Here is a 13,770-nt window from a genome sequence, read left to right as displayed (position 1 = left end):
GTCGATGACCGGGGTGTTGATCTGCCCGTTCAGCTGATCCGGCCCAGTTGCTGGCCGGCTGAGATCCCCTCCCCCGGTTCCAGGGCGGAACGGCTGAAGGTTCCGCCGGCCGGGGCGCTGATAGTGGATTCCATCTTCATCGCCTCGACTACCACCAGGGGGTCGCCCGCTGAGACCTCGGCTCCGTCCTCGGCTTCCCAGCGGACCAGAGTTCCGGCGAACTCGGCGGTCACCGCGCCCTCCTCCTGTGTCCGGGTTTCGGGCAGTCCGGCTTCACCGGGGGATCCTAGGACTGCTGCCAGGGCAGCGGGGATCCCGAGGGCCACGGGTTTACCGTCCACTTCAAGGGTGAGCCTATGCATGGACTGCTCCCGGTGGCGGACTGCAGAGGCGAGGTATTCGGATTCCTCGAGGTCGGCGGCGAAGTCGGTCTCGATCCACCGGGTGTACACAGCGAAGTTTTCTGCCGCCTGTGCCCCGGTCTCGTTCTCGGCCCGGAAATCGGCAGCCTTCAGGACCTCGCGGTGGAAGGGCAGCACAGTCGGAAGCCCTTGGATCCGGGTTTCGGCCAATGCGAGCTCAGCCCGCCTGAGGGCGGTGGCCCGATCCGGGGCGCTGATGATGATCTTGGCGAACATGGAGTCAAAGGCACCGGAGACCTCTCCGCCGCTGTGGACTCCGGTGTCCACCCGCACTCCGGGGCCTGTGGGTGGCGTGAAAATCTCCACCGGGCCGGGGGTGGGGATGAAGCCCAGTGCGGGGTCCTCTGCGTTGATGCGGAATTCGATTGCGTGACCTCGCGGCTGGGGATCTTCGGTGATGCTCAGCGGCTGACCTTCGGCGATGCGCAGCTGTTCTGCCACGAGGTCCACCCCAGTGGTCTCTTCGGTGACGGGGTGTTCGACCTGCAGCCGGGTGTTGACCTCGAGGAAGCTGAGCACACCATCGGGGCTGAGCAGGTATTCCACGGTCCCGGCGCCGATATAGCCGGCCTCAGCACAGATGGCGCGGGCCGAATCGTGGACCCTGCGTCGCTGCTCATCGGTGAGGAAGGGCGCCGGGGCTTCTTCGACCAGCTTCTGGTTGCGCCGCTGCAGGGAGCAGTCTCGAGTACCCACGACGACGACATTGCCGTGGGTGTCTGCGATGACCTGCGCCTCAATATGCCGGGGCCTGTCCAGGAAGCGTTCCACGAAGCATTCACCGGCTCCGAAGGCCGCCTCGGCCTCCCGGACGGCGGCTTGGAATCCTGATTCGATCTGATCGAGTTCGCGGATGACACGCATGCCGCGGCCGCCTCCGCCATGGGCGGCTTTGACCGCAACGGGCAGGCCATGCTCTTCGGCGAAGCTGCGGACCTCCTCGGCGTTGGCCACCGGGGCGTCGGTGCCGGGGACCAGAGGCGCACCGACGGCCACGGCGATCTCACGGGCTGTGACTTTATTGCCGAGGCGGCGGATCGTCTCGGGCTTCGGGCCGATCCAGGTCAGCCCGGCGTCTTTGACCTCCTGGGCGAAACCGGCGTTCTCGGAGAGGAATCCGTAGCCAGGGTGGATCGCATCGGCTTGGGTCTGCTCGGCGGCCTTCAGCAGGGCCTGACTGTTGAGGTAGGTATCCGCGGCGCTGCTGCCGGTCAGGCCCACTGCTTCATCGGCCAGCTGGACATGCAGGGCATCTGCGTCCTGATCGGCATAGGCGGCTACCGTGCTGTATCCGGCCTCACGGGCACTGCGGATCACACGGACGGCGATCTCCCCGCGGTTGGCGATGAGGATCTTCTTCATGGGTCAGTCTCCGAGGGTCAGTGGGGTGAGCGTATCGGGGTCCACCGGGCGCAGCCGGAGGGTCTCACCGGGGCGCAGTTGGGCCGCGGCGGGGAGGTCTTGGGGGATGATGACCCCGATGACGGGGTATCCGCCGGTTACGGGGTGATCGTTGAGGAAGAGGACGGGGTTGCCTTGCGGGGGCATCTGCAGCGAGCCCCGTGCTACTCCTTCGCTGGGCAGTTCCTCGTTGCGGGCCCGCTGCAGGGGGCGTGGCTGGTCCCCTTCTTCTGCGGTGACCGCTGGTTCCAGCCGTATTCCGATGCGATTGGCCTGCTGGGTGACCTTCCAGGCCTGGGTGGCCAGCCTCTGCTGCTCGGCGGCTTCGAACCAGTCCTCGCGGGGGCCATAGGTGAACCGTAGGGTCAGAGCACCGGTCTCATCCGGTGATGCCAGAGTGCTGGGCTCGGGTTCCCCCACCGGGTTTCGGCCGGCAGCGTTACCGGCGGTGATGGTGTTCCCTGGGCTCAGTGCCGCCGGTCCCAGTCCGGACATGGTGTCGCTGCTGAGACTGCCCAGTTCACTCTGGCCGGTGATTCCGCCGCGGATGGCGAGGACAGTGCGCAGCCCACGGTCCGCCTGGCCCAGCTGCAGGAGGTCCCCTGCTGTCAGCACGAAGGGTGTGCGCATCTGCAGGTTTCGGGTGCTGCCCTCCTCGGCTGTGACACTCAGTGGAAGCTCCGCACCCGTTGCCGCCATGACCAGGGTCCCTGTTGCCCGCAGTGCGGCTCCGCCCTGGAGGGCTTCGAGCACGGCGGCATCTTCGGGATTGCCGACCAGTCGGTTGGCCTGCCGAGCCGCAGCCTCATCGGCGACTCCTGCCCGGGAGACTCCGAGGTCGCTGTAGCCGGGGCGTCCTAGGTCCTGGATGAGCAGTTGCATCCCCGGCTGCTCAACACTGAGTCCGGGGCTGCTGCCTGGCTGGGGCTGCTGTGCTTCTGCGGCGTCGTCGGGCTCTGGTCCCCCACTGTGTTCGGTGGCCGAACTGAGGGTCAGTCTCTCGGCGGGGACCGGAACGTATTCCACCGTGTCGCCGGGTGCTACCAGACCGGGGTGTTCGCGGCTGAGGTCCCACATCTGAGCCGAGGTCCGGCCGATCAGCTGCCAGCCTCCCGGGGAGACGCGGGGGTAGACGGCAGAGAACTCACCGGCCACTGCCACGGATTTCTCCGGTACTTGGGTCCGTGGGGAGCTGCGCCGGGGAATCGCCTGTGCGCTCTCCAAGGGGGTGCAGTAGGTGAATCCGGGGGCGAATCCGCCGAAGGCCCCGCGCCATTTCTGACCGGAGTGCCAGGCGATAAGCGCCTCGGTGCTCATCTGCAGGGTCTCTGCCAGGGAGGCGAGGTCCTCGCCGTCGTAGACCACTTCAATGGTCTTCGAGGAGCTGTCGCCGGTGGTGAACTCGAGGTCGGTCAGTGCGGTGACTTCCTGGCGGGCGCTGCGCACATGGTCACGGTGGCTGAAGGTGACCATGATGGTGCGGGCTGCGGCCACTGCATCGATCTGCCCAGCCAATGGGTTGGCCTTGAGGTACTGGTGAAGGGCGAGGACGTCGTCGAGGCTGGCCAGTTCCAGCAGCAGACCGAGGCGCCCGGCGGGCCGGATGCCGGTGATCATGCTGCGAAGCTGCGAATCTCGATACCGGCCTGGGTCAGGGCCTCACGGACTGCCTGGGCCATCTGGAAGGATCCTTGGGTGTCGCCGTGGGTGCAGATGCTCTCGGCTTCGGTCTCGATGCGGGTGCCGTCGCGGGCGATGAGTACACCGTCCTGGGCCAGCCGGAGCATGTTTTCAACGACTTGGTCGGTGTCATGCAGGACTGCGCCCTCCTCCCGGCGGGAGACCAGGGAGCCGTCGGGGTTATAGGCGCGGTCGGCGAATGCCTCGGCCACCCCGCGTAGGCCCTGGCTGCGGGCGTATTCCAGCGCGTAGCCCCCGGGCAGCAGCAGTACCGGCAGTTTGGGGTTGTACTCGGCGATCGTGTCGATAACCGTCTTGGCCTGGTCCTGGTGGGTCACGATGGTGTTGTAGAGGGCGCCATGGGGTTTGACGTAACTGATCTTTGAACCAGCTGCCTGGGCCATGGCTTCGAGTGCCCCGAGCTGGTAGAGGATGTCGGCGGAGAGTTCATTGAGGTCGTAGTCGATGAACCGGCGGCCGAATCCGGCCAGATCCCGGTAGCCGATATGAGCCCCGATGGCCACACCGTTTGCGGCAGCAGTGGCCGCTGTGGAGCGGATGGTGATGGGGTCTCCGGCGTGGAAGCCGCAGGCGATATTGGCACTGGAGACGACCTCGAGCATCTGTGCATCGGGCAGTGTCCAATTGCCGAAAGACTCTCCGACATCGCTGTTGAGATCAATGGCTGCGGCCACGTTGGGGATCCTTCCTGCCGGGATGGATGAACTTTTCTCCAGCATGCCGCAGTTCACAGGATTGTTCAACAAACCTGCCTGACCGGGAGTTCCCTACTCGCTGTGCTGCTGCAGGAACCGGTAGACCTCGGTGGTGTCGACACCGGGGAAAGCGCCATCGGGCATTGCTGCCAGAAGGTGGGTATTGGCTCGGGCTGCCGGCCAGGCGTGCCCTTCCCAAGTCTGGGCCAGTTCCTCCGGTGGTGTCCGGCAGCAGGTGAGGTCATCGGGGCAGCGTGAGACCGAACGTGAGGTGGTGTCCTTGCCGCGGAACCATTTTGCGTGTTCAAAGGGCACTCCGATGGACAGCGAGTACATCCCCGAGGAATGCCCCTCTGTCCGGGCGGTGCACCAATAGGTTCCGGCCGGAGTGTCGGTGTACTGGTTGAAGGATCGGAATTTGTCCTCGACGTCGAAGACCTCCCGGGAGGTCCAGCGTCGGCAGACAGTCTGGCCCTCAATGGCTCCGGAGTGGTCGGCCGGGAAGCTCACGCCGTCGTTCTCATAGGCCTTGTGGATGATCCCGGTTTCGTGGACCTTCTGAAAATGACAGGTGATGCCCAGATGCTCTGTGGCCAGATTTGTGAACCGGTGGGCGGCAGATTCATAGGAGACGGCGAAGGCATCGCGGAGATCCTCAATTGCCAGCTCTTTGGCACCCTTGGCACGGCTGAGAAAATCCACTGCTGCCTGTTCCGGCATCAGCAGTGCGGCGGCAAAATAATTGGTGTCCACCCGCTGTTTGAGGAACTCCGAATAATCGGCCGGTTCCTGGTGTCCCAGCACGTGATGCCCCAGGGCTTGTAACAGCACACTGCGGGCATCCCAGTCCCGGGACCTCCCCTGGGTGAGGTAGATGATCCGGTTGCGCTGATCGGTCACTGACCTCGTGGAATTGGGCAGATTCGGCACGAACCGGATGGCGAAGCCGAGATGCTCGGCCACCTGGGCGGCGATGTGATGCCCCAGCGGACCTCCGGTATAACCGACTGCCTCCAGCAGTGCGGCGGCCTCGGATTCTATCTCCGGGTAGTAGTTATTGCGGGACTTCATCTCCTCGCGCAGCTCAGTATTTGCCCGCCGAGCCTCCTCCGGGGTGGCAGCCTGTTCCTCGAGTCGGCGTTTGAGTTCACGCTGCAAGGCCACCAATGATTCCAGGACATCCATCGGCAGCCGGTTGGAGATTCGCACCGTGGGCAGTCCCAGGGCGGCATAGAGCGGACCCCGCTGAGTCTTCTCCAGCTCGATCTCTAAGGCAGCCCGCTTGGATGGGGGCTCTGCGCCGAAGAGGTCATCAAGGCTCACCCCGAAGATGCTGCCCAACTGCTGGAGCTGGGAGAGTTTGGGCTCACGTTTGCCGTTTTCCAGCAGGGAAAGCTGTGAGGGGGCAGTGCCCAGCTCGGCAGCCAGATCATCGAGGGTCTTCCCCTGTTTCTTCCGCAGATGCCGGACCCGCCGGCCTAGGGCGATGAGATCCAGGGGGTCCTCTGCGGCCTGCTCCATTGCACGCATTGCCCCAGTCTAAAGCCAAAAATGTGGCATAGGTCGCACCTGCTACCACAGGCCCCAAGTGATGTCACTCAAGTTTGATAGTTTTGGAGCTCAATCACGCGCATGAGGAGTTCAGAGGGTTGCCTGACAATTCGAATAATTCACAATCCGCGGTCAGTGTGCGCAATGTCTATAAGGCATTCGGCAAACGGCCCGAGACCGTAGTTCGTAAACTCAAAGCAGGGGCCACCCGAGATGAGGTGAAATCCCTAGGAACTGCGGCTGTTATTGATGCCAGTTTTGAAGTCGCCCGCGGTGAAATCTTCGTGGTCATGGGCCTCTCCGGCTCCGGCAAATCCACGCTGATCCGTACGCTGAACGGAATTCAGCCGCCCACTGAGGGGACAGTGGAGATCTTCGGCCAGGACATCACCACGGTCAACGCCAAACGACTGCGCCAGATCCGGCGGGAGAAGATTTCGATGGTCTTCCAGCATTTCGCCCTGCTGCCGCACCGCACAGTGGGCCAGAACGCCGCCTATGCCCTGGAGACTCGTGGGGTCAATCGCAGTGACCGGGAGAAGAAGGCCAAGGAGTCCCTGGAGCTGGTGGGCCTGAAGGGCTATGAGTACTACTATCCCCATGAGCTCTCCGGCGGTATGCGCCAGCGTGTGGGCTTGGCCCGCGCCCTGGCAGCCGAGACTGAGCTGATGCTCATGGATGAGGCCTTCTCCGCCCTGGATCCGCTGATCCGTAAGGAGATGCAGGACCAGTTGCTGGAGCTGCAGCAGGAGTTGGGCAAGACGATTGTTTTCATCACCCACGACCTCAATGAGGCGATGCGTCTGGGCAACCGGATCGCGGTGATGCGCGATGGCCGCATCGTGCAGAACGGAACCACCGAGCAGATCCTCAATGATCCCGCCAATGACTATGTCGCGCAGTTCATCCAGGATGTGGACCGCACCCGGGTGCTGACTGCCGGGGATGTCAAAGAGCCGCCGGTGGCACTGCTGGGCGCCGAGCAGGGCCCCCGCGCTGCCCACCGACTGATGCGTGAGAACCAGACCACTGCCCTCTGTGTAGTCGATCAGGCAAAGCACCTTCTGGGTGTGGTCTATGAGACCGACGCCGCTGAGGGTGTGGCCTCAGGTCAGGACACTTTGGAGGGGCTCATCCGTCCGATGCCGACCACCAGCTCCACCACCGTGCTGGCAGAGCTGCTCAATGCAGCCGCTGAACATGCCGCCGGTTTGGCCGTGGTCGACGACGACGGCCGGCTGCTGGGGGTTATCCCCCGGGTCACGCTGCTGAGCTCCCTGGCGGACCCCAGCTCCGCCGCCCTCAAGACCATCCCCCAGGAGGCCACCTCATGAACTCCCCCGGTATGTTGCTGGCAGACGAAGAGACCGACGGCGCCTTCATCCCCCGCCTGCCTGTGGGCGAAAAGCTTGAGGAAGGCTTCGACTGGTTCCAGGACCAGTTCAGTGGACTCATCCGAGGCGTGGAGATCGCCTTCGAGACCACGTCCGAGGGACTCGCCGAGATCCTGGCGGCCCCAGATGCACTGGTGCTCACCGCCATCTTCGCCCTGATCGCCTTCCTGATGCGCGATTGGAAACTGGCCCTGCTGACAGTGCCGCTGATGCTCTTCATCGTCTCTGTCGACCTCTGGGAAGAGGCCTTGGAAACTCTGGCCCTGGTCGCCGTGGCCACTGTGGTGGCTTTGGTGATAGCCATTCCACTGGGCGTCCTAGCCGCCAAGAGCCAGTTCGTCTCACGGGCAGTCAGACCAGTACTGGACCTCATGCAGACTATGCCCGCGCTGGTCTGGCTGATCCCCACCCTGGCGATGTTCGGCCTGGGTATGCCCGCCGGCATTCTGGCCACCATCATCTTCGCCCTGCCCCCGGGTGTGCGGTTCACCGAACTGGCCATCCGACAGGTGGATTCCGAGGTGGTGGAAGCCGGCCATGCCTTCGGCTCCACCGGCTGGCAGATCCTCTTCGGGATCCAGCTGCCGCTGGCCACCAAGACCATCATGGCCGGTGTCAACCAGGTGATCATGCTGGCCCTGTCCATGGCCGTCTTCGGCGGTTTCGTCGGCGCAGGCGGTCTGGGCAACGAGGTCAGCGGTGCGATCAACACCATCGACCTCGAACGGGGACTGGAGGCCGGCCTCTGTGTGGTCATGTTCGCCATCTACCTCGACCGAGTCACCGCTGCCCTGGGGGCCACCGAGGAAAGCACCCTGTACAAGCTGCTGCGGCGCCGCAAGCCCCAGCAGCAACAGACCGAACCCGATGAAGCTGAGGCCGCTGAGGCCAGCACTAAGACTGGGTAAAGACCTCCCCGCCCCTGGCGGGCGGGAGTTGTAACTGAATTATTCGCACCTAACTGAAGTGAAAGGAACTGGAACCTCATGAGTACCTCATCGAAATTCCTGAAATCCACCGCCCTACTGTCTGTGCTGGGTCTGACCCTGACCGCCTGCGGCGATGACGAGGGTGGCAATGGCAACGGAAACGGCAATGGTGAAAATGGTGAAGAGGGCGGCACCATCACCCTCGGCTACATCGAGGGCTGGACTGACGGTTCCTCCACCACCTTCCTGTGGCAACACATCCTCGAGGAGCAGGGCTACGACGTAGAGATCGAGGCCCTCGGCGACGCAGCCCCGGTCTACCAGGGCCTGGCCGATGGCGATATCGATGTCTACACCTCCGCCTGGCTGCCGGTGACCCACGAGAGTTACCTCGAACAGTTCGGTGACGACCTCGAGGACCTCGGCTCCTACTACGAGGGCGCAGTGCTGACCTTCGCCGTGCCGGAGTACACCGATATCGATTCCATCCCCGAGTTGCTGGATGACCCCGCGGCCTTCGACAACCGGGTGGTCGGCATTGAGGCTGGCTCCGGCCATATGGATGTCACCTCCAACACCGTCTTCCCTGAGTACGGCCTGGATGAGGAATTCGACCTGGTCGAGTCCTCCACCGCCGCGATGCTCTCCGAACTGGATAATGCCATCGACGCCGAAGAGGACATTGTCGTCACCCTGTGGCGCCCCTTCTGGGCCTACGGAAACTGGGACCTGAAGGACCTCGAGGATCCTGATGGACTGCTCGGCGCTGAGGAGACCCTGAACATCGTCACTCATGACGGTTTCTCCGAGGAGTTCCCGGAGGTAGCTGAGTGGATGGCCGACTTCGATCTCACCGACGAGCAGTACGCCGAACTCGAGGACCTCGTGGTCAACGAGTACGACGACGGCCCCGAGGGTGCTGTCGAGTGGGCTGAGAACAACCAGGACGTCATCGACGACCTGATCGGCTGATACATCAGCACCACATATAACTGAACACAAAACTGTGCCCCCGAGAGGACCTCGAAAACTCCCGGGGGCACAGTTGTCTGTGATTGCCCTACTGACTATTTGCGGCGGATCGCCACCTTCTCCTGCTCTGCGGCGCCCTCGTCGTCGTTCTCAATTTTGCTGACCACATTGAGACTGGATGTCTGAGTGGTCACCGGCTGGCCGTTGATCTCGATGGCGTTGGTCATAGCAAACTCCTCAGTGGGGCAGATGGCCCCTTTTTAGTGGAACTGTCCCTCTTCAGTGGAACCGCGCAGGGCCACTGTGGAGGACTCGGGGTTCAGGGTGGTGGAAACGGCGTCGAAGTAGCCTGTGCCGACTTCGCGCTGGTGCTTAGTGGCGGTGTACCCAGCGGCCTCTGCGGCGAACTCCTTCTCCTGCAGTTCGACATAGGCCTTCATCTGGTTGGTGTTGTAACCCTTGGCCAGCTCGAACATGGAGTAGTTCAGGGCATGGAATCCGGCCAGGGTGATGAACTGGAAGGTGAAGCCCATCTTGCCCAGTTCGCGCTGGAACTTCTCGATGGTGGCGTCATCGAGGTGCTTCCTCCAGTTGAAGGAGGGGCTGCAGTTATAGGCCAGCATCTGGTCGGGGTACTCGGACTTCACGGCCTCGGCGAACTGCTTGGCCACCTCCAGATCCGGGGTTCCGGTCTCCATCCAGATCAGATCGGAGTAGGGAGCGTAGGCCTTGGCCCGGGCGATGCAGGGCTCGATGCCGTTGCGCACCTTGTAGAAGCCCTCGGCGGTGCGCTCGCCGGTGATGAACTCGGCGTCACGCTCATCGACATCGGAGGTGATCAGAGTGGCTGCCTCGGCATCGGTGCGGGCGATGACAACACTGGGGGTGTTGGAGACATCTGCTGCCAGCCGGGCTGACTGCAGGGTCCGGATGTGCTGGCCGGTGGGGATCAGCACCTTGCCGCCGAGGTGGCCGCACTTCTTCTCCGAGGCCAGCTGGTCCTCCCAGTGCACACCCGCTGCACCGGCGGCGATCATCGACTTCATCAGCTCATAGGCATTCAGCGGACCGCCGAATCCGGCCTCGGCATCGGCGACGATCGGCACCAGCCAGTCCTCTACGGTGCGCTTGCCCTCAAGGTACTCGATCTGGTCGGCACGCAGCAAAGCATTATTGATCCGCCGGACCACATTCGGCACGGAGTTGGCCGGGTAGAGGGACTGATCGGGGTAGGTCTGACCGGCCATATTTGCGTCACCGGCAACCTGCCAGCCGGAGAGGTAGATGGCCCGCAGTCCGGCCTTGACCTGCTGGACTGCCATGTTCCCGGTCAGCGCACCCAGAGAGTTGGTGAACTTCCCGGCTGCATGCTCCTCAGTCAGCTGTGCCCAAAGCTTCTCGGAGCCGCGCTTGGCGAGGGTGTTCTCCTCCTGCACCGTGCCCTGGAGCTTGATGACCTCTTCGGCGCTGTAGTCACGGGTGGTCTGAGCCCAGCGGGGGTTGGTGTCCCAGTCCTTCTGCAGTGCCTGGACCTTCTCTTCGAACACGTCCCGGGTCTCCGGCTGGAAGCCCGTAGTGCCGTTCTGGGTCTCCTGGGCGTTGGCGAGTGTCTCGGTCATCTGAATCTCCTTTGATTCCCTTACCGCCCCGGCGGGATCGGTCTGGCGTTTTCTTGGGGACATTCCCAGTTTTGGGCACTCTGCAACCCCTAATCCACCTCAACTCGACAAAAGATTTGCAAATCTTCGCGGATTCGAAGAAATCTCAGAACTGGACCCAGATCACATCCACAGGGGTGGCTCAGCATGTCCTCCCCTGCTGGGAAGATGGAATGGATAACGCAGAGACCGGACCGGGGCGAGAAGAACGCAGATGAGCAGAAATAGGTATGTCCAACGAGCAGTCCGCCGTGGGGCCAGGCGCCATATCCGGCGGGCCACTGGCCGTAGACCCGGATGGAGGGGCTCTGTGCCTCGCCGTGGTCGCCGTCGATCCTTAGCCGGCGGCCTCGGCGGCTGGCTGGGCATGATCGCGGTGGTGATTGTGTTGGCTGCGGTGTTCAGTTGGTGGCAGGACCGTGAACCTTCGGTGCCAGATGGTTTCTCAGAGGATGCCGCTGCCGCTGAACTGGTCCGCATCATCGACGGCGATACGATCGTCGTCGAGCTCTCCGGTCAGGAGGAGCGGGTACGCCTGTTAAATATCGACACCCCGGAGACAGTTCACCCGGAAGAGCCCGTTGAATGCGGCGGACCGGAGGCCTCGGAGGCGATCAGCGAGATGATCAGCCCTGGTGATGAGCTTGTCCTGGAATTCGACCAGGAGCGCCGGGACCAGTATGACCGCCTCTTGGCCGGTGTCTTCGCCGATGAAGTCTTCGTCAATGAGGAGCTGGCCCGTCAGGGCTGGGCAGAGCCGGCATACTATGCGCCTAATGACAGGTTTCTCGACCAAATAGAAGACGCCTGGGCCCAGGCGGAATCCGAGGGCGCAGGCGTCTTTACGCTGTGTTGAACGGGGCGGGGCTTCAGCCCTTCTTCCAGCGGCGGGCAGCCAGGAAGCTGCGCACACCAAGGATGATGTAGACCACCAGCACGATCAGGGAGATCAGCGCGGAGATGATCGCTGCCGGGCGCTCGGCCTCACCTGCGAAGAGTTCACCCAGGTTCATCAGCGGCATGAACATGCCCAAGGCTCCGACCAGGGCGATCAGCAGTGCGATGTGGATACCCGCCATGAGGTTCTTCAGGGCGATCGCGCCGCTGATCAGCAGCAGCACGCCGATGATCGCAGGGATCAGGGCAGTCCAGTGATCGGTGTTATTGGTCAGGGAGAAAACGTACCCTCCGCCCCCGACGACCACGAGGATCGCACCGAAGATGAAAGTCAGCTTAGGCATCGGAGAGGTCGAGTATTCGGCAGTCATGGTGCTCCTTTGAGAGTGAGGTATGGTGCTCGCACTGCCCAGTCTACCGATGAGTTCTACATTGTGTAGAAAATGAGGGAATTAGAAACCCCACGCGCACCTGCCAGAGCCCACCTACCCTTGCTACCTTCCGGTCCTGGGGGAGTTCAGCAGGATGACACCACGCGTGGGGCCAGACTCCAGCATATCGCGGAGCTGCCTCCTCACGCGAACTGAGCACCCCCTCGCAGAGGTGTCGATTCAGGAGCAGCGACCCTCTTCGGCGATGGCCTGGGCGATCTCATCTGTTTCGTCACTGGTGAGGTACTCCGGTGGCGCGTGGAGCTCAAGCAGATCCCGGTCTGCACCGAGGTAGAGCACCGCATAGGAGTTGGTCACCCCTTCGACGAGATCCCCGGCGATACTGGGGGCCACCGCACCGCAGATCTCACCGATCTGATGGTGGGCAATCTCGTGACGGATCGTCTCGATGAAATCGAGGTCCTCAAGGTAGTCGGGGTAGAGAGCAAACTCATTATTGACATAGATGAGCTCTGGGGTGGCGATGCAGTAAGCAGCTATCACCTGAGTGGTGTCTTGATCGGGGTGCATTGTGCACCCCTCATAGATCGACTCGAAGTCATAAGTGACATAGAGACCGAATGCCTCGGCCAGTTCCTGTGCGGAGTCTCGGTAGGTGCCGTCTTCTCCGATCGCCGGCTCAAAAGTCTCGGCGAACTCCTCGGGGTTCTCCTGCTGGGTCGCCTCGCTTTCCTCATATTCGAACACCTCCCCGTCGGACTGCACCACGGTCACAGTGACTCCGAGGTCCTCCCCGTTGAGGAACCGCTCCTCGTAGTCATCGACTGCATCCATCCTCGACTGGATGATCGCGTCGAGCTCCCCGGGGTTGGTGGAGGTTTGGAATGAGCCGAAGAGCAGCGCATTGCGGTGGTCGGTGATGATGTACATGAAGGCCTGGGCGTAGTCCAGGTTCTCTTCGGTCTCCTCCAGCCCGGCTTCCTCCAGAAGAGTGCCGTTCTGCCAGTGGTCCTGCCAGAACTCATATTTTTCGATGATGTGCTCCTCCATCACCGGATAGAGCTCACGCTCTTCGATGTGGTAGGAACCCTCGGGCTGCTCGCCGGGCCAGTGCAACTCCCGGCCCTCATCATCGGTGGGGACTCCGAGGGAGTCGGAGTCAGTATCGGAGAGTTCCTCGTAGTCGAAGTCCTCCAGAAGATCGTCGTCGAAGCCTTCTTCCTCGAGCAGATCCTCCGGCTCGTCCTCCGATTCGGATTCCTCCTGCTCCTCGGTATCCTCGCCTGCTTCGACGGGATCCCCCGCAGTACTGGAGGCATCTCCTGCCCGGCCGCTGAAAATCCAGTAGGTCAGGGCGAAGAAGATGGCAAAGAGCAGGACCAGCACACCGATTCCGCCGATCACGGCACCGGGACCGAATCCCTTCTTCTCCTTCTGCTGCTCCCCTGGTTGATGCGGCACCGGGGCACCGTAGCCCCCAGGTGCCTGCGGGTAGGGCTGGTGGGGTGGCGCAGAGTAGTTCGGATAGTTCGGCGCATTCACCGGTGGACCGTATGGCGGCTGCTGTTGTTGATAGGGGGCTGCCCCAGCTGAGGGATATTCCGGCTGCTGCCCCGGAAGGTTCTGACCAGATTGGTGCTGCCAGAGGTCCTGGGCGCTTGGCAGCGGGCCCTGATCCATCTGACCAGAGTGCTGTTGGTCAGGGTTCGGCTGGGCAGGGTTCGGCTGCGGATTTTGCGTTTCAGCCCTGTATCCGTC

General features: G+C 62.8%; 12 protein-coding genes and 1 other RNA gene. 4 read left to right on the top strand and 9 right to left on the bottom strand.

What is annotated here, in order from left to right:
• Nucleotides 1-29 precede the first annotated feature (29 nt).
• From HGQ17_RS06350 to HGQ17_RS06335, 4 genes are all read right to left on the bottom strand, one after another.
• On the bottom strand, nt 30-1,784 hold the full coding sequence (locus HGQ17_RS06350) for an acetyl/propionyl/methylcrotonyl-CoA carboxylase subunit alpha (RefSeq protein ID WP_168887120.1): 1,755 nt from the start codon (nt 1,782-1,784) through the stop codon (nt 30-32).
• 3 nt (nt 1,785-1,787) lie between these two features.
• Nucleotides 1,788-3,440 (bottom strand): 5-oxoprolinase subunit B/C family protein, encoded by a 1,653-nt coding sequence (locus HGQ17_RS06345; protein ID WP_168887119.1) that lies wholly within the window; start codon nt 3,438-3,440, stop codon nt 1,788-1,790.
• Entirely contained in the window at nt 3,437-4,198 is a 762-nt protein-coding gene (locus HGQ17_RS06340; RefSeq protein WP_324615205.1) for a LamB/YcsF family protein, read from the bottom strand. The genes HGQ17_RS06345 and HGQ17_RS06340 overlap by 4 nt, the downstream gene beginning before the upstream one ends.
• 93 nt (nt 4,199-4,291) lie before the next feature.
• Nucleotides 4,292-5,749 (bottom strand): helix-turn-helix transcriptional regulator, encoded by a 1,458-nt coding sequence (locus tag HGQ17_RS06335; protein ID WP_168887117.1) that lies wholly within the window; start codon nt 5,747-5,749, stop codon nt 4,292-4,294.
• Between the two features lie 119 nt (nt 5,750-5,868).
• Here HGQ17_RS06335 and HGQ17_RS06330 point away from each other — a divergent pair, with 119 nt between their 5' ends.
• The 3 genes from HGQ17_RS06330 (at nt 5,869) to HGQ17_RS06320 (ending at nt 9,065) form a co-directional block, all read left to right on the top strand.
• On the top strand, nt 5,869-7,104 hold the full coding sequence (locus HGQ17_RS06330) for a quaternary amine ABC transporter ATP-binding protein (RefSeq protein ID WP_211090479.1): 1,236 nt from the start codon (nt 5,869-5,871) through the stop codon (nt 7,102-7,104).
• Nucleotides 7,101-8,072: an ABC transporter permease gene (locus tag HGQ17_RS06325; RefSeq protein ID WP_229503351.1), complete on the top strand. Its 972-nt coding sequence runs from the start codon at nt 7,101-7,103 to the stop codon at nt 8,070-8,072. The genes HGQ17_RS06330 and HGQ17_RS06325 overlap by 4 nt, the downstream gene beginning before the upstream one ends.
• Before the next feature lie 78 nt (nt 8,073-8,150).
• Nucleotides 8,151-9,065 (top strand): glycine betaine ABC transporter substrate-binding protein, encoded by a 915-nt coding sequence (locus HGQ17_RS06320; RefSeq protein ID WP_168887116.1) that lies wholly within the window; start codon nt 8,151-8,153, stop codon nt 9,063-9,065.
• A 95-nt stretch (nt 9,066-9,160) separates the two neighbouring features.
• On the opposite strand, the gene HGQ17_RS15490 is transcribed toward HGQ17_RS06320, so the two are convergent.
• Nucleotides 9,161-9,292, bottom strand: a complete 132-nt coding sequence (locus HGQ17_RS15490; protein WP_267873154.1) for a hypothetical protein — start codon at nt 9,290-9,292, stop codon at nt 9,161-9,163.
• 33 nt (nt 9,293-9,325) lie between these two features.
• Nucleotides 9,326-10,684: an isocitrate lyase gene (gene aceA / locus HGQ17_RS06315; RefSeq protein WP_168887115.1), complete on the bottom strand. Its 1,359-nt coding sequence runs from the start codon at nt 10,682-10,684 to the stop codon at nt 9,326-9,328.
• Nucleotides 10,685-11,033: 349 nt separating this feature from the next.
• Between aceA and HGQ17_RS06310 the strand changes: the two genes are divergently transcribed.
• The gene (locus tag HGQ17_RS06310; RefSeq protein WP_168887114.1) at nt 11,034-11,579 is read left to right on the top strand and encodes a thermonuclease family protein; all 546 of its coding nucleotides are present in this window, start codon (nt 11,034-11,036) and stop codon (nt 11,577-11,579) included.
• Between the two features lie 13 nt (nt 11,580-11,592).
• On the opposite strand, the gene HGQ17_RS06305 is transcribed toward HGQ17_RS06310, so the two are convergent.
• The 3 genes from HGQ17_RS06305 to HGQ17_RS06295 all read right to left on the bottom strand — a co-directional run bounded on the left by HGQ17_RS06305 (nt 11,593) and on the right by HGQ17_RS06295 (nt 13,692).
• Nucleotides 11,593-11,991: a hypothetical protein gene (locus HGQ17_RS06305; protein ID WP_229503350.1), complete on the bottom strand. Its 399-nt coding sequence runs from the start codon at nt 11,989-11,991 to the stop codon at nt 11,593-11,595.
• Nucleotides 11,992-12,071: 80 nt separating this feature from the next.
• An RNA gene (gene ffs, locus HGQ17_RS06300) (signal recognition particle sRNA small type) lies at nt 12,072-12,168 on the bottom strand.
• A gap of 63 nt (nt 12,169-12,231) precedes the next feature.
• On the bottom strand, nt 12,232-13,692 hold the full coding sequence (locus tag HGQ17_RS06295; protein WP_168887113.1) for a hypothetical protein: 1,461 nt from the start codon (nt 13,690-13,692) through the stop codon (nt 12,232-12,234).
• Between the last annotated feature and the right edge of the window lie 78 nt (nt 13,693-13,770).

The sequence above is a fragment of the Nesterenkonia sedimenti genome, assembly GCF_012641515.1.
Classification (GTDB): Bacteria; Actinomycetota; Actinomycetes; order Actinomycetales; family Micrococcaceae; genus Nesterenkonia; species Nesterenkonia sedimenti.
The sequence above is the reverse complement of the archived record's forward strand: the minus strand, read 5'-3'. Positions and strand labels throughout refer to the sequence as shown.

Bases quoted from the DNA above. Each gene is read 5' to 3' on its own strand.
- HGQ17_RS06350 (WP_168887120.1), bottom strand. From the start codon at position 1,784: ATGAAGAAGATCCTCATCGCCAACCGCGGGGAGATCGCCGTCCGTGTG.
- HGQ17_RS06345 (WP_168887119.1), bottom strand. From the start codon at position 3,440: ATGATCACCGGCATCCGGCCCGCCGGGCGCCTCGGTCTGCTGCTGGAA.
- HGQ17_RS06335 (WP_168887117.1), bottom strand. From the start codon at position 5,749: ATGCGTGCAATGGAGCAGGCCGCAGAGGACCCCCTGGATCTCATCGCC.
- HGQ17_RS06325 (WP_229503351.1), top strand. From the start codon at position 7,101: ATGAACTCCCCCGGTATGTTGCTGGCAGACGAAGAGACCGACGGCGCC.
- HGQ17_RS06320 (WP_168887116.1), top strand. From the start codon at position 8,151: ATGAGTACCTCATCGAAATTCCTGAAATCCACCGCCCTACTGTCTGTG.
- HGQ17_RS15490 (WP_267873154.1), bottom strand. From the start codon at position 9,292: ATGACCAACGCCATCGAGATCAACGGCCAGCCGGTGACCACTCAGACA.
- aceA (WP_168887115.1), bottom strand. From the start codon at position 10,684: ATGACCGAGACACTCGCCAACGCCCAGGAGACCCAGAACGGCACTACG.
- HGQ17_RS06305 (WP_229503350.1), bottom strand. From the start codon at position 11,991: ATGACTGCCGAATACTCGACCTCTCCGATGCCTAAGCTGACTTTCATC.
- HGQ17_RS06295 (WP_168887113.1), bottom strand. From the start codon at position 13,692: ATGGATCAGGGCCCGCTGCCAAGCGCCCAGGACCTCTGGCAGCACCAA.